The 20,768-nt window shown below is 71.7% G+C and carries 19 protein-coding genes, 1 tRNA gene and 1 pseudogene; 10 read left to right on the plus strand and 11 right to left on the minus strand.

Annotated elements, in window-relative coordinates:
* Positions 1-18: 18 nt before the first annotated feature.
* From AB0B57_RS27320 to AB0B57_RS27330, 3 genes are all read left to right on the plus strand, one after another.
* Entirely contained in the window at positions 19-1,728 is a 1,710-nt protein-coding gene (locus tag AB0B57_RS27320) for a phospholipid carrier-dependent glycosyltransferase (protein WP_357075693.1), read from the plus strand.
* Positions 1,729-2,094: 366 nt separating this feature from the next.
* Positions 2,095-3,378, plus strand: a complete 1,284-nt coding sequence (locus AB0B57_RS27325; protein ID WP_357075696.1) for a VWA domain-containing protein — start codon at positions 2,095-2,097, stop codon at positions 3,376-3,378.
* Positions 3,378-4,160, plus strand: coding sequence for a peptidase (locus tag AB0B57_RS27330; RefSeq protein ID WP_357075699.1), 783 nt, complete (start codon positions 3,378-3,380; stop codon positions 4,158-4,160). Before AB0B57_RS27325 ends, AB0B57_RS27330 begins: the two co-directional genes overlap by 1 nt.
* A 51-nt stretch (positions 4,161-4,211) precedes the next feature.
* Here the strand turns inward: AB0B57_RS27330 and AB0B57_RS27335 are convergent, their stop codons facing one another.
* Positions 4,212-4,481 carry a hypothetical protein gene (locus AB0B57_RS27335; RefSeq protein WP_357075701.1) on the minus strand — a complete coding sequence of 90 codons (270 nt, stop codon included), beginning with the start codon at positions 4,479-4,481 and terminating at the stop codon, positions 4,212-4,214.
* 201 nt (positions 4,482-4,682) lie between these two features.
* Here AB0B57_RS27335 and AB0B57_RS27340 point away from each other — a divergent pair, with 201 nt between their 5' ends.
* Together AB0B57_RS27340 and AB0B57_RS27345 are read left to right on the plus strand one after the other, a co-directional pair.
* A complete protein-coding gene (locus AB0B57_RS27340; RefSeq protein WP_357075704.1) occupies positions 4,683-5,336 on the plus strand; it encodes a 4'-phosphopantetheinyl transferase superfamily protein in 654 nt (217 codons plus the stop codon).
* A 206-nt stretch (positions 5,337-5,542) separates the two neighbouring features.
* The gene (locus AB0B57_RS27345) at positions 5,543-5,833 is read left to right on the plus strand and encodes a hypothetical protein (RefSeq protein ID WP_357075707.1); all 291 of its coding nucleotides are present in this window, start codon (positions 5,543-5,545) and stop codon (positions 5,831-5,833) included.
* Between the two features lie 79 nt (positions 5,834-5,912).
* Here the strand turns inward: AB0B57_RS27345 and AB0B57_RS27350 are convergent, their stop codons facing one another.
* A complete protein-coding gene (locus AB0B57_RS27350) occupies positions 5,913-6,917 on the minus strand; it encodes a hypothetical protein (RefSeq protein WP_357075709.1) in 1,005 nt (334 codons plus the stop codon).
* 107 nt (positions 6,918-7,024) lie between these two features.
* Positions 7,025-8,110 carry a Gfo/Idh/MocA family oxidoreductase gene (locus AB0B57_RS27355; protein ID WP_357075712.1) on the minus strand — a complete coding sequence of 362 codons (1,086 nt, stop codon included), beginning with the start codon at positions 8,108-8,110 and terminating at the stop codon, positions 7,025-7,027.
* A gap of 200 nt (positions 8,111-8,310) precedes the next feature.
* Between AB0B57_RS27355 and AB0B57_RS27360 the strand changes: the two genes are divergently transcribed.
* The 3 genes from AB0B57_RS27360 (at position 8,311) to AB0B57_RS27370 (ending at position 10,819) form a co-directional block, all read left to right on the plus strand.
* On the plus strand, positions 8,311-9,198 hold the full coding sequence (locus AB0B57_RS27360; protein WP_357075715.1) for a hypothetical protein: 888 nt from the start codon (positions 8,311-8,313) through the stop codon (positions 9,196-9,198).
* Between the two features lie 186 nt (positions 9,199-9,384).
* Positions 9,385-10,131 (plus strand): hypothetical protein, encoded by a 747-nt coding sequence (locus AB0B57_RS27365; protein ID WP_357075718.1) that lies wholly within the window; start codon positions 9,385-9,387, stop codon positions 10,129-10,131.
* A gap of 76 nt (positions 10,132-10,207) precedes the next feature.
* The gene (locus AB0B57_RS27370; RefSeq protein WP_357075721.1) at positions 10,208-10,819 is read left to right on the plus strand and encodes a hypothetical protein; all 612 of its coding nucleotides are present in this window, start codon (positions 10,208-10,210) and stop codon (positions 10,817-10,819) included.
* A gap of 224 nt (positions 10,820-11,043) precedes the next feature.
* On the opposite strand, the gene AB0B57_RS27375 is transcribed toward AB0B57_RS27370, so the two are convergent.
* From AB0B57_RS27375 to AB0B57_RS27410, 8 genes are all read right to left on the minus strand, one after another.
* Positions 11,044-12,306, minus strand: a complete 1,263-nt coding sequence (locus tag AB0B57_RS27375) for an ATP-binding protein (protein WP_357075724.1) — start codon at positions 12,304-12,306, stop codon at positions 11,044-11,046.
* 174 nt (positions 12,307-12,480) lie between these two features.
* Complete coding sequence (locus tag AB0B57_RS27380; protein ID WP_357075727.1) at positions 12,481-12,693, minus strand: hypothetical protein; 213 nt, start codon at positions 12,691-12,693, stop codon at positions 12,481-12,483.
* A 353-nt stretch (positions 12,694-13,046) separates the two neighbouring features.
* Positions 13,047-13,123 (minus strand) — tRNA-Ala (locus AB0B57_RS27385).
* A gap of 347 nt (positions 13,124-13,470) precedes the next feature.
* Complete coding sequence (locus AB0B57_RS27390) at positions 13,471-14,253, minus strand: hypothetical protein (protein ID WP_357075729.1); 783 nt, start codon at positions 14,251-14,253, stop codon at positions 13,471-13,473.
* Positions 14,254-14,432: 179 nt separating this feature from the next.
* Entirely contained in the window at positions 14,433-15,083 is a 651-nt protein-coding gene (locus AB0B57_RS27395; RefSeq protein ID WP_357075732.1) for a GNAT family protein, read from the minus strand.
* A gap of 115 nt (positions 15,084-15,198) precedes the next feature.
* Positions 15,199-16,512 (minus strand): gephyrin-like molybdotransferase Glp, encoded by a 1,314-nt coding sequence (gene glp, locus AB0B57_RS27400; RefSeq protein ID WP_357075735.1) that lies wholly within the window; start codon positions 16,510-16,512, stop codon positions 15,199-15,201.
* Positions 16,509-17,471, minus strand: coding sequence for a UTP--glucose-1-phosphate uridylyltransferase (locus tag AB0B57_RS27405; RefSeq protein WP_357075738.1), 963 nt, complete (start codon positions 17,469-17,471; stop codon positions 16,509-16,511). Before AB0B57_RS27405 ends, glp begins: the two co-directional genes overlap by 4 nt.
* Positions 17,472-17,480: 9 nt before the next feature.
* Entirely contained in the window at positions 17,481-19,793 is a 2,313-nt protein-coding gene (locus AB0B57_RS27410) for a diguanylate cyclase (RefSeq protein ID WP_357075740.1), read from the minus strand.
* Positions 19,794-19,878: 85 nt separating this feature from the next.
* Between AB0B57_RS27410 and AB0B57_RS27415 the strand changes: the two genes are divergently transcribed.
* Together AB0B57_RS27415 and AB0B57_RS27420 are read left to right on the plus strand one after the other, a co-directional pair.
* Positions 19,879-20,556, plus strand: a complete 678-nt coding sequence (locus AB0B57_RS27415; protein WP_357075743.1) for a 5-formyltetrahydrofolate cyclo-ligase — start codon at positions 19,879-19,881, stop codon at positions 20,554-20,556.
* A pseudogene (locus AB0B57_RS27420) lies at positions 20,553-20,759 on the plus strand (FmdB family zinc ribbon protein); the annotation flags it as partial. The gene AB0B57_RS27415 and the pseudogene AB0B57_RS27420, both read left to right, overlap by 4 nt.
* Positions 20,760-20,768: the final 9 nt, after the last annotated feature.

Raw genomic sequence — 20,768 nt, forward strand, 5'->3', positions numbered from 1 at the left:
GCAGCCTACGATCGCCGGGTGACGAGTGCGTCGACAGCGCAGAGCCCGAGCGCCGATCCTGCCAAGATGGTCGAGGTGACGGGCGAGCCCAGTCCCAACCAGGAGCCGACGGCACCACCTGCCGGTGCCGGCGGTGCGCCCGAGAGGATCCGGCGACGGTTCGCCACCGTCGACACCCAACTGGACCGGTTCTCCTGGGCGGCCACAGCGGTGGTGGTGGCCATCGCGGCGATCCTGCGTTTCGTCGGGCTGACAAACATCAAGGGCAAGATCTTCGACGAGACGTACTACGCCAAGGACGGCTACGGGCTGATCAGCCGGGGCGTCGAATGGAACTACAAGGACAACGGCCCGTCGTACGTCGTGCACCCGCCGCTGGGCAAGTGGCTGATCGGCCTCGGCGAGTGGGCCTTCGGCTACCAGGACGCCGACTCGAAGGTCTCCGTCCCCGGGCACCTGGTCACCGCCGCACCGGAGCTCGGCTGGCGGTTCTCGGCGGCCGTGGTCGGCACCCTGTCGGTGTTGCTGCTGGTCCGCATCGGTCGGCGGTTGTTCCGCTCGACGGTGCTCGGCTGCGCCGCCGGCCTGCTGCTCGCCCTGGACGGCTTCCACCTGGTGCTGTCCCGCACGGCGCTGCTCGACATCTTCCTGCTGTTCTTCGTGCTGGCCGCGTTCGGCGCGTTGGTGCTCGATCGGGACGCCCGCCGTCGCCGCTGGGCGCGGGCCCTGGACGACGGGCTCGACCCGAGCCAGCCGGGCCGGGCCGGGCGCCCGCCGACCGGTTGGCGCACCTGGCCGTGGTGGCGGCTGGCCGCCGGGGTTCTGATCGGGTGCGCCTGCGCGGTGAAGTGGAGCGCACTGTATTTCGTCCCGGCCTTCGCGCTGCTGGTCCTCCTCTGGGAGGTCGGCGTCCGCCGGTCGGCGGGGACCCGCCGACCCTGGCGGGACGCCCTGCTGGACGAGCTGCCCTGGCTGCTGCTGGCCGGCGTGCTCATGATCGGCACCTATCTCGCCACCTGGTCGGGTTGGCTGATCACCGACGACGGCTACTACCGGCTCGCGTCGGCCTACCCGGCCGCCCACCTCAGTGACCGCCCGGTGATCGGCCCGCTGATCAACCTCTACGAGTACCACCGGGCGGCGTACGGCTTCCACGCCCAGCTCGACGATGCGCACAAATACCAGTCGTGGCCGTGGCAGTGGTTGCTACTCGGCCGCCCGGTGGCGTTCCACTGGACGCAGGAGGTCGGCTGCGGCGCGCCGAGCTGCGCCTCCGAGATTCTGCTGCTGGGCACTCCGCTGCTCTGGTGGTCGTTCCTGCCCGCCCTGGCGGCGCTGGCCTGGCTGGGCCTGGCCCGTCGCGACTGGCGGGCCGGCGCGATCCTGCTCAGCGTGGCCGCCGGGCTGCTGCCGTGGTTCTGGTTCGCCCTCGACGGCCGGACGATGTTCTCGTTCTACACCGCTCCGGCGCTGCCCTTCCTGGTGCTGGCCGTGGTCTACGTGCTGGGCGCGATGATCGCTCCCGCCGGGGGTGACGTGGGCACGGTGGCGCCGCTGGTGCCCGGCGACCCGGCTTACGAACGCCGACTGGTGGGCAGCATCGCGGCCGGGGCGTACGTGCTGCTGGTGGCGCTCTGCTTCGCGTACTTCTATCCGATCTTCGTCGGCAAGAACATCCCGTACGCGGACTGGTTGTCGCGGATGTGGCTCGACGGTCGGTGGATATAAGCACCGACAGGCGACGCGCCGCACAGCGCGACGGAGAAGGGCCCGCACGCCGAAGCGTGCGGGCCCTTCTGACATAGACGCGCGCCCCGATCGCCTGCCACGGGGGAAGCGGGCGATTGGGGCGCGCATGAAGAGCTTAACCACCGCGCACCACCGGCACAACGGGTCAACTTAAGTCAGATTTCCGACCGATGGCGGCCGAACCCATGCTTGCCGTCGAGCAGTTGACCGAGGGTGACCCGGAGTGGACCCAGAGCGCGATGTCGATCGACCAGGGGTGGTCGTCGGTTCGGGCGGGACGGGCAGGACTGGAACCCGCACCAACCCGGGTGATCATCCAAAGTGGATCTCATTACACTGCGGGCCGTGATCAACTTCAGACGATCGGCGGCTGTCCTTCTCGGACTGTTGGCGACCACCGCGCTGACCGGGCCGGCCCCGGCGCGGGCAGACGAGGAACAGGCGCCGGAGCCTCCCCGGGTCGAGCTCGTGCTCGACGTCAGCGGCTCGATGCGCGCCGCCGACATCGACGGACGCAGTCGGATCTCGGTCGCCCAGCAGGCCTTCAACGAGGTCGTGGACGCGCTGCCGGAGGAGACCCAGCTCGGCATCCGGGTGCTCGGGGCGACCTACCGCGGCAAGGACAAGCAGGTCGGCTGCCAGGACACCCAGCAGATCGTGCCGGTCGGTCCGGTGGACCGTGCCGCCGCCAAGGCCGCGGTGGCGACACTGCGGCCGACCGGCTTCACACCCGTCGGCCTCGCCCTGCGCTCGGCCGCACAGGACCTGGGCACCGGGGCCACCACCCGGCGGATCGTGCTGATCACCGACGGCGAGGACACCTGCGCCCCGCCGAACCCGTGCGAGGTGGCCCGGGAACTGGCCGCCCAGGGCACCAGCCTGGTCGTCGACACCCTCGGTCTGGCCCCCGACGAGAAGGTCCGGCGGCAACTGCTCTGCATCGCCAGCGCGACCGGCGGCACCTACACCGCTGCCCAGAGCGCCGAGGAGCTGACCGGCCGGATCAAGCAGCTCGTCGAGCGGGCCGGCGACACCCACACCCGGGCGCCGACAGTCGTCGGCGGCGCGAACGCCTGCGACTCGGCGCCGCTACTCGCCCCCGGGGTCTACGCCGACCGGGAGGCGTTCTCCGAGCACCGCTACTACCGGGTGCCGGTACGCCCCGGGCAGGAGCTTCGCGCGTCGGTCAGCATGGCGCTGGACCGCCCCGTGAACCGGGACTACGGGGTGTTGCTGCGGGCCACCGCGGCGGACGGTCGGGAACTGGTCCGCGGCGCGGACGCCGGAAGCGGGCGGGCCGACGTGCTCTCCGCCGGGTTGCGCTGGTCCGCCACCGCCGACGACGAGGATGCCGCGCAAGCCGAGGAGACCGCCAACCCGGTCGTCGAACCCACCACCGTCTGCCTGGTGGTGAGCAACTCGTTCGCCCCGCGCCCCGGCACCGCGGCGACCCCGGGCATGCCCGTGGAGTTGACAGTCGACGTGGTCGCCGCCGCCCCCGCGCCGGACGGACCGGACCTCGGCCGGGGTTGGGTGCTGCTCGCCCTGCTCACCGTCGCCGGGCTGCTCACCGGTCTACTCGCCGGCCTGCTCACCCGCTGGTGGGTTGCCACCTGGAGGGAGAACTGATGCGTACCGCACTGTTGCGTTCGCTGGCGGCGCTGCTCGCCGCCGGCGGGGCCGCGCTGCTCCCGGCCACGGCCGTCGCCGCGCCGACCCCCTCCCCCGGGGCCACCCCGGTGAACCGGGCCGGTACGTCGTTCCTCAGCGCCACCCCGATCTCCGCCGGGCAACCGGTGCGGGTGGACGCCTCGATCGGTGACCACCTCTACTGGTCGTTGCCGGCGACCGCCGGTCAGGTGCGGGAGGTCAGCGCCACCGTCACCTTCCCGAAGGGACGCAGCGGCCCCTCCACCTGGACGGTCGACGTCTTCGACGGGTTGCGGCGGCGCCAGGCGTGCACCGCGGGGGCGCAGACCCCCACCGTGGACGCGAAGGCGACGAGCGTGGCGCTGGGCTGCACCCTGCGCGAGGTGCGGCCGTGGGCCGAGCCCTGGTCGGCCGACCCGCTGCCCGGCACGTACGTCGTCCGGCTCTCCGTGACCGATCTGCCGGAGTCGGATCTGGGTGCGCCGATCGACGTGGACCTGCTGGTGGGCACCATCGCCGACCGGGGTTCCTCGGCCGACGACGGTGAGTTGGCCGCACCGCTGGTGCCGAACACCAAGGCGGGCACGGTGCTCAACGCCGTACCCCCGGTGGACCCGGAAGCCGACGACGAGAGCGACCCGCTCGCGGACTGGTTGCCGGACCTCGGCTCGCGCTGGGTCTGGACCAGCATCGGCGGCGTGCTCGCCGCGGTGGCCGGCGTGGTCGGTTTCGCGGTGACCCGACGACCCCGGCGGCGCTGAACGACGCCCGGCCCCGCTGGTGGCCCCGCCCGACGGCGGGGCCACCAGCGCTCAGGCGCGCCGGCGACCGCGTGGCAGCCAGCCGATGAACCGGCTCTGCAGTGACATCACCGGGGCAGCGCGCAGATCCTCCGTGGCGGCGGCGAGGCAGGACCCCAGATAGACGCTGAGCATTGCCCGGTCACTGCCGTACTCGGCCAGCAGCCGGCTGCGTTTCGTCGCGCACGGCCATTCGTCGCCGCAGGAGCCGCAGCTCCAGCAGGGGGTCTTCGGGGCGTGATCATCGGCCCGCACGCCCGGTCGTTCGGCACCATCGGTCATCGCACGTCCTCCCAGATGTCCAAGGGTCTGGCCGGCAGCCGTGCCCGGCCAAGGTTCGATGGTCGTCCCCCCGGAGCCATCAGAGAGAGCGATGCGCAGCCCTCCGGTGATACATCCTTGCGGTACCTTCTCCGGTTGTGGGAGTCGGAAATTTGACGCTTGACCCGATGCTCCATCCCTACCGACGGGTAAGCCAGCGCGATGCGTGACCTGTTGCCGTCGACTGTCGCGGTGGCCGTCGCCGGCCCGGACGACTGGGTCGGCGAGCTGCTCGCCGCCGAGCAGGCGTGCCTCAGCGACCAGGCCGTGCCGACCCGCCGGAGGGACTTCACCGCCGGGCGGGTCTGCGCCCGCAGGGCTCTGACCGGGCTTGGCCTGCCACCGACCGCCGTGCCGGCCGCCGACCGCGCGCCGGTCTGGCCCGCGGGGGTGGTCGGCACCATCACCCACACCGCAGGCTACTGCGCCGCCGCCGCGGCGCGCGCCAGCGACATCCGGTCCGTCGGAATGGACGCGGAACAACACCGCGAGATCAGCCCGGGAGTACGCAGACTCGTGCTGCTGCCCGAGGAGGAGGCCGATCTCGCGCGGTTGCCCAGCGGCATCTTCTGGCCGATCGTGCTGTTCAGCGCGAAGGAGACCGTCTACAAGGTCTGGCATCCGGTCGTCGGGAGCTGGTTGGATTTCCAGGACGCCCGGCTCGACATCGACCCCGACGCGGGCACGTTCACGGCCCGGATCGCGCCGGCCCGGATCGCCGAGGCGGACGTCGACGACCCACCGGCGACGATCAGCGGCCGCTTCGTCGTCGCCGACGGGCTCGTCCGCACCGCCGCGGTGCTCCCCCCGCGCTGAGCCCCGGGCGCTCGGCGCTTGAGCCCGGGCCCTCGGCGCTGAGCCCCGAGGCGCTCGGCGCGACGGTCCGGCGGTCGGCCACGCACGGTAGCGTCGGTCGGGTTCCCGGAACCGCACGTACCGAGGCGTCAAGGAGTACGGTGACCCACCCCCAGCCCCCCGTCGGGCCGCACCACCGCCAACAGTCGTACCAGGGGTCGTCGTTTGTGGCGACAACGCAGCCGCCGTTCTCGGGCGCCGCGTATCCGACGGCTGGCGGTGGGCACCCGGGCACCGACCGCCCGTTCCCGGTGACCGGTCTGCCGGGCTATCCGCTCGTCGCACCGGCGACGGCACAGACGAACACCTCCAAGCGCACCGCCGTGGTCGTCGCGATCACCACTGCGGTGCTCACCCTGCTCTGCTGCGTGGGCGGGATCGTGGCGGCGGTGGTCAGCACCAAACAGGACGACGACGCCAAGACCAACGCGATCGGCACCACTGGCTGGAAGTCGTAACCCAGGCGCGGGGCGACCGCACGCGCGGAGGGCGGGCACCCGTACGGGTGCCCGCCCTCCTTGTCAGTTGCCTCCGACGTCAGCAGCCCGTCCAGCGCACCGGGGTGACTCGCTCCGCGTTGCGGAACCCGACGATGGTGCCCGTGTCCGAGATGGACCGCGCGCCGATGGTCACCCGGTCGCCGCCGCCCGGCAGCACCCGGGAGATAGCGCCGCGGGCGACCCGGTCACCGCCCACCACGACGCCCTTGGCGTTGACGTCGCCCAGCCACTGCAGCTGCGGGTCGAGCATCGTGTACGAGCCGTCGCGGAGGTTCCACCGCACCTTGTCCCAGCTGCCGTTCAGGTCGACATTGCCGATCGCCCAGTGACCCGCGGCCGTGTTGACCTGGGCCGTCTGCGCGCCGGGGACCGTGAGTGCGTCGAACCGACCGTTCGGCCGGCGGACCCAGCTGGTCCAGGCCGCGAATTCACCGGCGAAACCGACGATGGTCCCGTTCGCCGTGATCCCGGTCGGCTGGGCGTTGGCCGGGGCGTCGAGCACCTCGACGGTGCCCGGCCGGGTGGCCGGCCAGCGCACCGCGAAGAACTCCCCGGTGTCGGCGTCGTTGCCGCTGCCGACGATGTCGCCGGCCGCGTTGATGGCGGTGACGGAGACACCCGTGGAGGACGGCACCACCGGCAGCAGCTCGACCTTGCCGTTGCGGTACCGCCACGGCTGGCCGTCGCCGCCCCAGCCGTTGCCGATCACGACGCCGTCGGCGTTGACGTCGGCGGGGGTCGCCATGCTCGGTGCCTCGACCTCGGTGAGCCGATTCCCGTCCCAGAGCAGCAGCAGGTACTGGTTGCCGGTGCCCACCTTCCGCAGGGCCGTGCCGGCGACGTAGCGGCCCGTCGGGTCGATGACGTTCGCGTCGGCACGATAGGTGTCCGTCGGGTACGGCAGAGTGCTGATCTTGCAGGTGTTGAAGGTCGCAGGCCTGGGCGCGGCGGTCGCCGGTGCGGAGACAGCGACGCCGAGAGAGGCGGCCAGCAGTCCGGCGGCGGTGACGCCGGCCAGAGTCCGTCGAGCGGTGTGAGTCATCTCTACTCCCCGTGTGAGCCCGGGTGATCCCGAGCGCCGTTTACTACTTGTGTCACACGCGACCGGGCCGCACGGTTGCAGCGTGTCGGGGAAAATCTGCGACGGAACTAGGGCGCCCACGGTTCGGCAGCGGTGACGACCGGCCCGCCGGTGCGTACCGATTCTTCGATGGCGAGGCTGATCAGATGGTCCTGACACGCCTCGGCCAGGGGGTACGGCGCCGGGCCCTCGTCGCGCGCCCACGCACCGGTGCGGGCGACGATGTCCGCGACCGCGATGTCGTCGTCGGACATTCCACTGCCGACGAACGGATTGCGGTAGACCACGACACCGTCGAAGCTGATGTGCTTCAGGTCGAGCCCCTCCAGGTTCAGGTCGAGCCCGGTCTGACGGCGCACCAGGGACGACTCCACAGGCGTTTCCGGGTCGACGAGGCGGACGACCCGCTCGTCCACCAGCTCGCCGAGAGACCCCCGGACCACCAGCCGGCGTGCGCGCAGCGGATTCCACCACTGGTTGTCGGTGAAGTCGTACAGGCCCATTCGCCCGTCGAAATCGATTGTCGCGAGGGTGGTGGTGAGCTGCTGTGGGGTGCTGTCTGCCCGCCAGCCGGCCGGTGACAGCGGGTCGGCCAGCGGTGCGACGAAGGCGCGCGCACTGACCTCGGCGACGTCGAAGCCGACGCCGAGCAGGCCACGGATCAGGGAGACGGCGTGGTAGAGGTGCGTCGAGGAGAGCTGGACCGAGGTCGGCTCGCCGAGCACCCCGGCGCGGACCAGACCCAGCCGGGCCGCGTGCCCGGGCATCAGCAGGTACTGCTCGGCGACCTGCACCAGACCGCTGCCGCCGACGTCGGTCCAGAGTGACCGCAACCCCGCCAGGTCGGGGGCGGGCGGCGTTTCGGCGAGCACCGGTACGCCGGCCGCGACCAGCTCGCGGGTCACGTCGGGCGTCACGGGCCAGGGCACCGACACGATGACGAAGTCCGGTCGCTCGTGGGCGAGTAGGTCGGCCGTCGTGCGGAAGGTCGGCACGCCCCATTCGGCCGCGACCACGGCACCACGCGATTCGGTACGCGTGACCACCCCGGTCACCCGGAACCGCTCCGGTAGGAGGCGAGCCAGTCGGAGGAAGAACTCGCCCCGCCAGCCGCTGCCGACGATGCCGAACCGGGTCTGGGTCGCCGCTGTCATCTGGGCTCCTCTCGTCGAGACCCGGATGCTAGTCGCCCGACCCTCGACTGCCTGACGGATTGGGGCCACACGGGCGGCTGGTCCCCTTTGTACGGTTTGTCGCACCGGCCGAATATGACCATCAATCCGTGCCGTAATTGACGGACAGTAACCGCCGGGCAACCGCCCGTGCGGCTGTCCTGCTCCAGAGAGGAACGGGGATGCAAGGATCCTGGCGTAAGGCGGCACTCGCGGCCACCCTGTCGATCGTGGGTGTCTCGGCCGGGTTGGCCCTGGCGACACCCGCGCAGGCGCAGATCGTGGAGTCCGGTTCGGTCTCCTTCGGCGGCGACCCCGGCGACTACATCACCGATGGCGGCTCCTACTCGTACTCCACCGACGACGGCGACCAACTCAAGGTGGACGGCCCGCTCGACAACAGCCGTGTGTCGGTCAGCATCAGCGGTTACAACGGCGACCAGTGGTCCCTCACCTTTGACGCACCCGGCAGCGCGGCACTGACTCCGGGCACCTACGAGACAACGAACCGATACCCGTACAACGGGGCCGGCCCCGGCCTCGACCTGTCCGGCAACGGGCGGGGCTGCGAGAACGCGACCGGCACCTTCACGATCATCAACGCGGTATTCGGCTACAAGGGCTACCTGCGGACCTTCGACGCCACCTTCGAGCAGTACTGCAACGGCGCGACGGCGGCTGCTCGCGGCGAGGTGCACATCGCCAACCCGCCGCCGCCCGAGCGGCTGGAGCTCTCCCTCGCCGTGGCGACCGACGGCATCGCCCACCGGGTGAACGGCAACGCGGTTCTACACGGCACAGTGACCTGCAATCAGCCCGTCTCGGTGTCGCTGGACGGCACGGTCACGCAGATCGTCCGGAAGGTGATCGTTCGTGGCAGCTTCTCCACTCAGGTGACCTGCACACCGGGCAGCGCGGTCCCGTGGACGGCGGCGGCCGTCCCGACCGGCACCACCCCGTTCGCCAAGGGCCTGGCCGAGGCCATCACCCGGGCCATCGGTTACGACATTCCCTACGACGAGTACGTCTTCCTGACCGACACCTCGACCGTCAAGCTCACCCGGTCCTGACCCGTCGACGCCTGGCCGCCAGGCACGGCCGAGCGCACCTGATCGCCGGCCGCACCTGGTCGCCGGGCGCGACGGGCCGCCGGGCGGCGACGATGGCCGAGCACGCTTGGTCGCCAGGCGACGACGAGCCCCCCAGGCGCTACGGTGGCCGGGTCCGCGACGGAAGCACGACGAAAGATGTCACAGATGGCTGCCCACCCCGGACACACCGCGCCTCGCCCAGCGGTCACCACGGCGAGCCAGCCACCGTCCTCCTTGGACTACTACCTGGTCCTGCCTCGGCCCGGTGACCCCGACCCGGCCACCGCGGTCGGAGGGCTCGTCGTCGAGGAGTTCACCCGCGAGCACGACCAGGTCAGCACGGGCCTGGACAGCGCGGGCTGGACGCCGGCCACCGGCTGGTGGAGTTCCGCCTCGCTCAGCCGGGGCATCCGCACCGACCCGGCCACGCTGGCACGTGTGGTGCCCACCTCTCGCGCCCAGGCCGAGGGTCACTACCGCAGACTCGGCGGCGGGCAGCTGCCCGACGAGGCGGTGCTTCGCTCGTACTTCCTCGCCCACCAGCCGATCCCGACCGCCGCACCGCTGCGGCTCGGCCCCGACCAACCGCCGGCCGGCTACCGTGAGCGACGCGTCTACCGCGTCCTCTTCGCCAAGGACCTCCACCCAGACCAGGTGACGAGCCTCCGGGCGAGCTGGCGTACGCCGGTCGACGCCACCAGCACATCAGCCGCGAGCGGCCACCTGGAGACGAACGTCGACCGGTTCAGCTGGGAGCTGCGACGGGTCGGCCACACACGTGCCTGGGCTCTCGACGTGATAGTCCTGCTGGGCACCGCCGCCGACGACGTGGTGGGTTCGGCCCTGTCCGACCTGACGAGAGTCCTGCGTCAGCACGGTCTGATACCGGTGACGACCGAGCGCTTCAGCTAGGAGCAGCGGTGACGTCACATTCCGCCTCATGGCGGCGCCAAGACGTCCCCTCCGATGGCTGAGATGGTAAGCGCGCATGGCTGAGCAAATTTCGGCAGGTCAGATTCTGAAGATCGGTATGGCCATTGGTGTGATCCCAGAATCCGCGACGGTGGATCGCAAGGGACATGCTACGTGGTCTTCGGATGAGTTGGCGCTGGTGGCGATGCTGGAGCGACGCCCTGATGGCCGGCTTGGCTGGCACATTTTCGTTGGCGACCTCAAGCTCGGCCCGGCATTGTCCAGCTTTGGCAGCCTGACGGTCGCGATCGATCCCGCGGTAGATGATGCCATCGGTTGGCCGATGACAGACGAAACCGTCGAGCAATTCTTGCGCGGTGGCATCGGGATTGCCCGAGGGTTCGTTGTGGACCGTCTCGATCTCGCACAGCTGCTCGCCTCGGCATTGAACGTGCGACGGGGCAGTCTGACCACCTGGCTTCCCTTGGCCAACTATCCCGCGCGACTCGTCCAAGCACTGATCCTTGCTCGCGACCTGGGAGCGACCGAACTCGAAGTTGAAATCCAGGCAAAGCTAGGGTCCGGGACACTGCTGCTGCCCGGGGGGCAGGAAGTCGATGTTGCGGGCTCGGCGAAGCGCTGGGCGAAGCAGTACGCGGGGGCCCTCGGCCGCGAGATCTTGGTCTAGTGGCCGTCGGTAAGACAGGACTCAAGTTCAGCCCTGCCTCTATCGGTCAGGGTGGCGCTGCTGGATCAGCACTCGAGGATTTCGGAGCAGAAGATCAGGGCCGGGCTCGGTGCCCGACGTCGATGACGGGCTGCACGTGGGCCGCCACGGACAAGCGGACGGCGGACCGCGGCCGGCGCGGGTGCTCGCATTGGCGCCGTCGCCGCCGGAGGCGAGCGCCCTGGTCAGCATGTCCGTGGGCCGGCAACCTGCCACAAGGCACTAACCGGCAATGCGCGGAGCCTGTCGCCGAACGGCAGTGTCGAGGTCCCGGTGTAGAGGACGATGCCGGCGATGAAGTCGTCGCCGAGGCGGTCGGCGAGTCGACGTAATCCGCGGAAATCGTCGGATCCGACGGTTGTGGCTGCCTTGACCTCAATCCCGACCACATGGCCGGATCTGTTTTCGAGCACTGCGTCGACCTCGTACCTACTCTGGTCGCGGTAGTGGGAGAGGTCGGCAGACTGCTCCGACCAGGTGAGCTGGCGGGACAGCTCGGACAAGACAAATGATTCGAGCAATGCGCCGAAAGATGCGCCCGGCCGGAGCAGTGCGCGGGCGTCGGTCGCGATCTCGTTGGCGGCGATGCCCGAGTCGACAAAGATCAGTTTCGGCGCGGCAGTTGAACGGGTGCCAAGATTTCGGGACCAGCCAGGGATCCGCTTGATGAGGAAGATCTCTTCCAGTGCCTGGAAGTATCGTGCGATCGTCGGGCGGCTCAGTCCGAGGGCGGATTCGAGGGCGTTGGCGGCGATGATGGTCGCGGATCTGGCGGCGAGTAGGCGCACCAGCTTGCGCAGCTCGCCCTTGTGCTGAATGTCGGACAGTTGTCGCACATCGCGATCGATGAGCGCTTGGACATACGCGTCAAGGAATCGTTGGCGGCGCCGCGGGTCGACGCGGTTCGTGGCCTCGGGCAGGCCGCCTCGCACGATCCTGGCCGCGTAGTCGGCGCGGGTCACGTCCGACTCGTGTCGCAGTTCGGGGCCGAGCGCGAAGACGGCGTCGACGAATCCGTCCGGCTCGCCGTCGAGTTCGCCTTGTGAGAACGGCCAGAGCTCGACGGTTTCCATCCGGCCGGGCAACGCGTCCGGGGCAGCCACCATGCCGAACAGCCGCGATGAGCCGGTGAGCAGATAGCGGCCGGGACGAACGTCCTCGTCGACGGCCGCCTTGATGGCCAGCAGCAGTTCCGGAGCGCGCTGGATCTCGTCGATCACCAGCAGTTCGGCGGAGTCCACGAAACCAACCGGGTCGGCGATCGCCGCAGCCCGGTCCTGCGCCCGGTCGAGATCGCGGCGCTCGGCGAGCCGGTCGCCCGCGACGATGCGAACCAGGGTGCTCTTGCCTGCTTGGCGTGCTCCGTTGATCAGCACGACGCGGGTGTCAGCGAGTGCTGCGTCGACTTGCGCGGCGGCGTGGCGGGGGATCAAGTGCGGTGTGGGCACGAGTCATGATAACCGGCGGGGTTACGATCTGCGGGCAAGTCTGCTTTCGATCTGCGGCTCGGCGATGTTCGGTTCGCGGGCCTGTGGCGTTCGATATGCGGCGGCACGCCGATCGACGAGGAACATCGCCGGACCGCCACCTGGCTCGGCCGCAATCACTTGCCGCAGTCTTGGTCAACTGGCGGTGAGCACTCTGATTTTGCTGAAGGTCACGAACAAGCCGCCAGCGGCTGTCGTCGGGTGGGTGGTCTCTTGCGGACCCGGTGGCCCGTGCCAGGCAGCAGGACGTACCGAACCGGTTTCGCGGACGCCCAGGTCCGGTTCGGTAATCCGCCAGAGGTTTTTCGCGTGCCGGTGGATCAATGCGCCGCAGATCGGTGCTGGCATCAGCGCCTCTACGCCAGGAGTGCTAGCGGTCAATTTTCCCACAACAACCGGGACGCACTCTGTAGCTGGCAATTACTTCAGCATCCAGCGAACCACATCTTCATCGACGCACAGCGCCCGTCAAAGTGAGGGGCGGGAGCTATGAGCCGCACGGTGACGCACATCGTGGGAGCACTCGACCGCTGCGCAACCTCACGCTTGGGGCCACCGCCTCCGTCGAGCTCAGCCGTTCGGCTCAGGTTCTGCCGCCCCGTGCCGCGGTCTGGGGCCTCCGTCCGGCGGTCAAACGACGGTCAAATGTTCAAGGGCGGGTTCCCCGTCATCCGGAAACCCGCCCTTGACCTGCTGTTTCTTGGTGGAGCTGAGGGGATTTGAACCCCTGACCCCCTCGATGCGAACGAGGTGCGCTACCAGTCTGCGCCACAGCCCCCCACCGGCGAACCGGCTTCGGTCCCACCCGGCTTACACCGGGCGGGCCGGCAGCAAGGCTAACAGGTCGCCGGCCCCCACCGCGAATCCGCCCCCGGTGCGGCGCTCCACCCCACCCGGAGATCCACTCGGGTTCCTGCAAACCGGGGCATCCGGGACGCCCCGACACCCCACTTTCCTGAAACCCGAGTCGATCAAGCCGCCGGCCACCACCCGGCCAAGCCGCCGGCCACCACCCCGGCCACCACCCCGACCAAGACGCAGGCCGGGGCGCAGGCCAAGCCGCCGGCCACGACGCCGGCCAAGACGCCGGCCAAGACGCCGACCACGACCCCGGGGCGCTGGCGGTCAGGCTCCTCGGCCGGCCTCGTAGGGGCGTCCGCGTAGCCCGCCGGACCGTCGGTACGAGACCGAGCCACCGTTGACCGCCGCTGGCAGGTCGCCGGGGCGGTCCAGGCCCATCGCGGCTCGGCGTACCCCCTCGCGTTGGGCCGCCAGGCGGCGCTGCGCCTCTCGGCGGGCCGCGGCGCGGCGGGCCTGTTCCCGGCGCACCTCGGCCTGCCGGGCGGCCAGCCAGGCGGCCTCCCGGGCCCGGGCGCGGCGGCGGCGACGCCCGGCGAGGGCCCGACCGCGCAGGTGGACGACGTAGACGGCCAGGAGCAGGAAGGTGACCGCGAAACCGATCCAGAAACCGGGGCTGGCGAACAGCACGCCGACCAGCTCGACGACGTTGAGCAGCAGCAGAGCGGCGAGCACCCGACGACGCCGGTAGACGGCGGGAGTGTGCTGGCGGCGGGGCGGTGGGCGGCGGCGGGACCGCTTCGATGCGGGTGGCACGGCGCGCAGGCGACCGGAGCGGCGGCTGGCCGGAGGCGCGGAGACCGGTGCGGTCAACGCTCCGGTGGTCGCATCCTCGCTCAGGGTGACGACAAGTGCGCGCGGAGGGTGGACCGGGCTCCGACCAGGCACAGTACGGCGCCGCCGGCGGCGCTGGAGCACCCGCGCCGTCGACTGCGCCCGCTCCGCCACCAACCGCTCGGTGGCGTCGTACCGGCGAACCAACGCCGGGGCCAGGGCGAGCAGGCCGGCGGCGGCGAGGACGGCGAGGAGCACCGAGGTCGGCACCCTCACCCCTCCCGTCACCGAATTCGGAGCAACCGTCGCCCGACCGCAGGATCTTCCACCGATCGCGCCTGGATGCGTGGATCGTCCGGCCGGGGAGCGCTTGCCGCAGCTTGCAGTTACTTGAGGTTACGGCGCGCCGACCAGGATGCCGCCACGCCGCGCCGATCCCGTCCGTGGGACAGCCTCTACCGGGCGTTGGCGCGTACCCGATGCCAGCGGGCCAGCAGGCCACCCTCGGCGGCGATCTCCTCACTCGTCAGCGCGTATCCGATGTGGTCACGCCACGCGCCGTCGATGTGCATGTAGCGCACGTGGTACGACTCCTCGCGGAAGCCCAGCTTTTCCACCACCCGCCGCGACGGGCGATTCTCCGGGCGGATGTTGACCTCCACCCGGTGCAGCCCGCCCGGACCGAACGCGTGGTCCACGGCGAGGGCGAGCGCCGTCGGGATGACACCCTGCCCGGCGACCCGGGCGTCCACCCAGTAGCCGACATAGCCGGAGCAGAGCGCCCGTCGCACGATGCTGCCCACGTTGATGTGCCCGACCAGCCGGTCCCGGTTGGCCTCACGCAGGCAGACCGCGAACGGCATGCCGTCACCCGCTCGGGCCGACCGTCGCTGGTCGCGGTGCACCCAGCGGAACGCGGCGGGTGAGTTCAGCTCGTCCCAGCCGCCGGGCAACGATGACTCCCAGGGCGCCAGCCAGGCCCGGTTGGCCCGCCGGATATCCGACCACGCGGCGGCGTCGGAGCGCCGGTAGGGCCGCAGCAACACCGGGCCGTCGGCCAACTCCACCGGCCAGCCGGGTGACCGCGCGGGTCCGAAGAGACTCACCCGCACAGTCTCCCGCGCGGGACCGTGTCGTGCGCAAGTGGACCCGCGGTGATCCGGCGACCACGCGACGCGGAGGCCGACCGCGGACGGACCGAACGGACCGAACGAACAACCGTCACCGGCGACGGTCGAGCAGCAGGACGTCCACGGTGGAGCCGGCGGCGGCGGTGGTGACCCGCTCACCGAGCACCAGCAGCCCGTTCGCCTCGGCCAGCCCGGAGAGGGTGAAGGGCCCGCCGCTGAGTGGCTGGACCGTGTACCCGCCACCGCGCCGCTCGGCGACGTGCGCCGGTCGGAACTCGCGCAGCCCCGCCGGGGACGACACGGTCTCCAGCAGGTGCGCCCGCACGCTGGGACGGAACACCGGCTCGGCGCCGGCGAGCAGTTGGATGGCGGGACGGGCCAGCACCTCGAACCCGATCAGCGCGGCGCCCGGGTCGCCGGGCAGGCAGACCACCGGCACCTCCTCGGCGCCGACCGTGCCGAACCCGAGCGCGGTGCCGGGGTAGAGCGCCACGTCGGTGAACGTGACCGGCCCGGCCCGGCCGCCCTCGCGGCGGGACAGGATGCGGCGCACCATGTCGCCGGGGCCGGTGCCGGTGCCCCCGGTGGTGAGGATGAGGTCGGCGCGCAGGGTCTGGTCCTCCAGCAGGCCGCGCAGCCCCTCCGGGTCGTCGTCGCAGATGCCCACCCGGTACGCCAGTGCGCCCACCTCGGCCGCGGCGGCGGTCAGCGCGTGCGAGTTCGCGTCGACGACCTGCCCGGGTTGACTGCCCCGACCCACGTCGACGAGTTCGTCACCGGTGGCCACGATGACCACCCGCGGACTGGGCCGGACCACCACGTGCCCGATGCCGGTGGCGGCGAAGACCGCGACCAGGGCCGGGGACACGTACGTGCCGGCCCGCGCGAGCAGGGTGCCGGCGGGCAGTTCCTCGCCGGCGCGGCGCACGCCGTACCCCCGTTTGGGGGTGCGGAAGATCTCCACCGCGGCCATGCCCTGGTCGGTCCACTCCACCGGGACCACGACGTCGGCGGCCACCGGCAGCGGTGCCCCGGCGGCCACCGAGAAGCACGAGCCCGGGGTGAGCCGCACCGGCCGCCAGCTCGCCGCCCCGAGATCGCCGACCACGTTGAGCCGGATGGTCCGGCCACCGCGCGTGCCGGAGGGGGCCGGGACGTAGCTCGGGCCCCGGCCCCCTCCGGAAATGTCCTCCCAGCGTGCCGCGTAGCCGTCCACGGCCGCCTGGTCGAAGGCCGGGAAGGCGTGCGGCGCGACGACGTCCTCGGCGAGGACGTTGCCGTGCGCCTGGGTGAGCTCGAGGTCGAGTGGCGGCAGCGCACGCAACCTGCGCAGCACGCTGCCCAGGTACTCGGCGAGCGGCGTCAACTCGTTCGCGGCCGCCTCGGCGTCGGCCGTCGCGGTCATGTACCAGATCCGCCTGCCGCGTCGGCCTTGACGAAGTCGGCCAGCCAGGACCGGAACTCGGTGCCCAGATCCTCGCGCTCGGCGGCGATCTGCACCACCGTCTGGAGGTAGCCCAGCGGCATGCCGGTGTCGTAGCGGGTGCCCCGGTAGACGATCGCGTGCACCGGAGTGCCCTCGGTGCGCAGCAACTCCATCGCGTCGGTCAGCTGGATCTCGCCGCCGCTGCCCGGCTTGGTCCGCCGGATCGCGTCGAAGATCTTGCCGGGCAGTACGTAACGGCCGAGCACCGCGAGGTTGCTCGGGGCGTCCTCCGGCTGCGGCTTCTCCACCATCCCGGTCACCTTGACGACCTCACCGATGTCGGTCAGCTCCGCCTCGGCGGGCTCGACGGAGGCGATGCCGTACCGCTTGGTCTCGGCCGGGTCGACCTCGAAGAACGCGAGCACCACACCGCCGGTGCGGGCCTGCAGCTCCAGCATCGCCGGCAGCAGCGGCTCCGACGGCTTGACGAACTCGTCGCCGAGCAGCACCGCGAAGGGCTGGTCGCCGACGTGGGACTCGGCGTACCCGATGGCGTGGCCGAGCCCGAGCTGCTCGGGCTGCCGCACGGTGTAGATCTCCGCCAGCTCGCTGGGCCGACGCACCGCGGCCAGCCGCTCGGTGTCGCCCTTCTCCTCCAGCCTGGTCTCCAGGTCGGGGCGACGGTCGAAGTGGTCCACCATCGACGTCTTACCCCGACCGGTGATCAGCAACACGTCACCGATGCCGGCCTGGGTGGCCTCCTCGACGATGTACTGCAGAACCGGCCGGTCCACCACCGGCAGCAGCTCCTTGGGCACCGCCTTGGTGGCCGGCAGGAACCGGGTGGCCAGTCCGGCGGCCGGGATGACGGCCTTGACCGCCAGGGGACGGCCGGTCGCGGCGGCCGTCGATGAGGGGTTCGCTGAGTGCTCCGACATGCCGCGAGACTATCGGCCACGGCTCTGCCGCGGCGGGTGTGGCCCAGAAGACGCGCCGCCACCCGGCCCCGGCCGCGCCGCGTCCGGCCCGGTTCGGGCCGCATCCGCGTCGATGTCCGCCGGGTCGTCGGCCGAGTCGGGCCAGGCGTGCCCGGGCGACCCCTCCGGTACGCCCACCGCCGGCTCCGACCGGGCGGGCCCGCCCGGCTCCCGGTTGACAGGCCCGGGCTGGCCGGCGCGCGGCAGCCCGTCGGGCGGGCTCACGGCCCCCGCGAGCACCGGTATCTCCCGCGTCGCCGCCTCCGGGCGCACCTCGGCGACCCGGTACGTGTCGCGGCCGGCGGCCTTGGCCGCGTAGAGCGCGTCGTCGGCGGCCTCCAGCACCTCCCGCCCGGTGCTGCCGTTGTCCGGGTAGACGGCGATGCCCACCGACACCGTCACCAGCACCGGCCCGGCGTACGCCTCGACGGCGATCGGCGTCTCGCGGACCGCCGCGCCGAGCCGCTCGGCCACGATCGCCGCACCTCGCGCGTCGGTCTCCGGTAGCAGCAGCACGAACTCCTCACCGCCCTGCCGGAAGGCCAGGTCGACCTCACGGATCTCGCCGCGTACCCGCCTGGCGAACTCGGCGAGCACGGTGTCCCCCGCGGCGTGCCCGTAGGTGTCGTTGACGTCCTTGAACCGGTCGAGGTCCAGCGCGAGGACGCTGAGCATCCGCCCGAAGCGGCTGGCCCGTTCCACCTCCCGGCGGATCGACTCGCGCAGGTAGCGGTAGTTCCACAGCCCGGTGAGCGGGTCGGTGAGGGAGAGCCGTTGGGCCTCCTCGTGCACCCGGACGTTGTCGACCGCCACCGCCGCGTGGCCGGCGAAGGTACGCAGGGTGACCAGGTCGTCGTCGTCGAACTCGTCGGCGCCCAACCGGTCGTACAGGGCCAGCACCCCGAGCGCCGCCGCCACACCGGTCTCGTCGGCGGCGCATCCGCCGAGGGCGGCCGCGACAGCTCCCGGGGCCGCGAACGGAACCGCCACGTACGTGCGGCAGCGTGGCTCGACCGACGGGGCGTCGGTCGGCTCCGCCCTGCCCCGCTGCGGTTCCCCGGTGGCGGCGACGGCGCCGACCACGCCGACGCCCACCGGCACCCGGAGCGTCGGCGACCCGTCCGCGTCCACCTCCGGCCAGCGCCCCTCCAACCCCTCGGTGCACTGTGCGACGAGCACCCCGCCGGTCTCCACCAGCAGCACCGCGCCGGCACGCGCGCCGGTGGCGCCGATGGCGCTGCGCAGGATCACCCGCAGGATGCGTTGCAGGTCGTGCGTGCTGGCCAGGGTGTCGCCGAGCACCGCGAGGTGACCGCGGAGCTGGTCGCGGTTGCTGGTCAGCGCCGCGACGTAGGAGCCGGTCTCCCGGGTCATCCGGTTGAACGCGGCGGCCAGCCGGCCCAGCTCGTCGCGGCTGCGCACCGGCACGCGGGCGGTCAGGTCGCCGTGGGCCACCCGGTCGACCGCGCCGGCCAACTCCATCAGCGGCCGGGTGGTCACCCGGGCCAGCCGCCAGGCGGTCAGCACGGCGAGCAACGCGGCCACCACGACCACCCCGATCAGCGTGACGTACAGCCCCGGCGGTCGCTCGCTGGGCACGGAGACCACCAGGGGCAGCGGCTGCGCGTCCGACGGCCCGATCCGGCGCACGTACCGGCCCTGGCTGGTCTCGGTCACCCGCTCGCCGTCGGCGGTGCTGGCGGCGGCCAGCACCGCGTCGCGTACCTCGCGGGACTCGGTCGTGTGGGTGACCCGCGCGGCGCTCGCTCCGCTGTCGAGCAGGGTGACCGCCACCCCGGTCACCGCCGCCAGCCGGGCCACGAAGGCCGGGTCGACGAGCTGCGCGGCGGTCACCGTGCCCAGCAGCGCGCCGGCGCGGTCGCGGAGGTCGACGTGGGCGGCCAGCGCGCGGACCGGACTTGTCGCGTCCGTGGTCGGGCCGGAGCAGTCCCGCCACGGGGTCGACGGCGCGCCTGGCGAAACGTAGCTGACCTGGCCGGCCACGTCGGTGATCAGCACCGCGGTCACCAGGCCCCGGCCGACCAGTTGCGCGGCGGCGACGGCCGGATCGGTGGTGAGGGCCACCACGTCCGCGGCGGCCCGGAGCTGCTGGCAGAGCGCGTCGACCGAGGTCCGCACGGTGGACGCCGCCACCGCCAGGCGCTCGGTGGAGCGGCTGCGGTCGACGGCGGTGACGGTGGAGGCGACGAAGAGCGCGCCGAGCAGGACCGGGCCGAGCACCACCACGAGGAAGGCTGCCGTCAACCGCCCGCGTAGCGTCACTCGGTCCCCCCGGAAGTTCCGCCTCCGTTGCTTGCGATGCTGACACAGTGCAACCGTGGGAGAGGCGTTGCGTCAGGAGTGTTGCGTGGCGGAATTTTCTGATGAAGCGGAAGTGACACGTGCGGCGAAGCGGGACGCCCGGGTCGAGCTGCTCGCCCGCCGCCGGTCGCTGAGCGGTCCGGCCCGGGCCGTCGCCGCCGGGCGCGTGCAGGCCGAGCTGGTCACGCTGGTACGCCGGCTGCGCCCGCGCCGGCTGACGGCGTACGTGCCGGTCGGCTCCGAACCGGGTGGCGCGGACCTGCCGGAGGTGCTGCGGGCGGCACTTCCCGCCGACGCCGAGTTGCTGCTTCCGGTGCTCCTCGACGACCTGGATCTGGACTGGGCGGCCTATACCGGGCCGGGGGCCTTGATCGCCGCGGGTCGGGGTATCCGGGAGCCGTCCGGGGCCCGCCTCGGGGTGGCCGCCGTGGCGGAGGCGGAGCTGGTGGTCGTACCGGCTCTCGCGGTCGACCGTCTCGGCCGGCGACTCGGGCGCGGCGGCGGCTCGTACGACCGGGCACTCGCCCGGGTGCCCGAGGCGACGCTGACGGTGGTGCCCCTGCACGACGGGGAACTGGTCGAGGCGCTGCCGGCGGAACCGCACGACAGTCGTGTCCGCGCGGTCGTCACCCCCGCCGACGGGGTGCGTACGCTTGACGCCGGCCCGGGTGCCCCGCACGGTGTCGCGCCCCACACGTCCGCTGGACGAACCCGGGGCGAATGACGCACCATTGGCACTCGAATACATCGAGTGCCAACTGGCTGAGCCCAGATCCGGAGGAGAACGTGCCCACGTACCAGTACGCCTGCACCACGTGCGGTCACCAGCTCGAGGCGGTGCAGTCCTTCTCTGACGAGCCGCTGACCGAGTGCCCGGCGTGTCAGGGGCGGCTGCGCAAGGTCTTCAACTCGGTCGGCATCGTCTTCAAGGGCTCG

The organism is Micromonospora sp. NPDC049101 (assembly GCF_040648675.1).
Lineage (GTDB): Bacteria > Actinomycetota > Actinomycetes > Mycobacteriales > Micromonosporaceae > Micromonospora.

Excerpts from the sequence above, each read along its gene's own strand:
- AB0B57_RS27360 (WP_357075715.1), top strand. The coding sequence starts at position 8,311 with ATGCAAGGATCCTGGCGTAAGGCGGCACTCGCGGCCACCCTGTCGATC.
- AB0B57_RS27355 (WP_357075712.1), bottom strand. The coding sequence starts at position 8,110 with ATGACAGCGGCGACCCAGACCCGGTTCGGCATCGTCGGCAGCGGCTGG.
- AB0B57_RS27330 (WP_357075699.1), top strand. The coding sequence starts at position 3,378 with ATGCGTACCGCACTGTTGCGTTCGCTGGCGGCGCTGCTCGCCGCCGGC.
- AB0B57_RS27365 (WP_357075718.1), top strand. The coding sequence starts at position 9,385 with ATGGCTGCCCACCCCGGACACACCGCGCCTCGCCCAGCGGTCACCACG.
- glp (WP_357075735.1), bottom strand. The coding sequence starts at position 16,512 with ATGACCGCGACGGCCGACGCCGAGGCGGCCGCGAACGAGTTGACGCCG.
- AB0B57_RS27380 (WP_357075727.1), bottom strand. The coding sequence starts at position 12,693 with ATGCCAGCACCGATCTGCGGCGCATTGATCCACCGGCACGCGAAAAAC.
- AB0B57_RS27335 (WP_357075701.1), bottom strand. The coding sequence starts at position 4,481 with ATGACCGATGGTGCCGAACGACCGGGCGTGCGGGCCGATGATCACGCC.
- AB0B57_RS27340 (WP_357075704.1), top strand. The coding sequence starts at position 4,683 with ATGCGTGACCTGTTGCCGTCGACTGTCGCGGTGGCCGTCGCCGGCCCG.
- AB0B57_RS27370 (WP_357075721.1), top strand. The coding sequence starts at position 10,208 with ATGGCTGAGCAAATTTCGGCAGGTCAGATTCTGAAGATCGGTATGGCC.
- AB0B57_RS27350 (WP_357075709.1), bottom strand. The coding sequence starts at position 6,917 with ATGACTCACACCGCTCGACGGACTCTGGCCGGCGTCACCGCCGCCGGA.
- AB0B57_RS27405 (WP_357075738.1), bottom strand. The coding sequence starts at position 17,471 with ATGTCGGAGCACTCAGCGAACCCCTCATCGACGGCCGCCGCGACCGGC.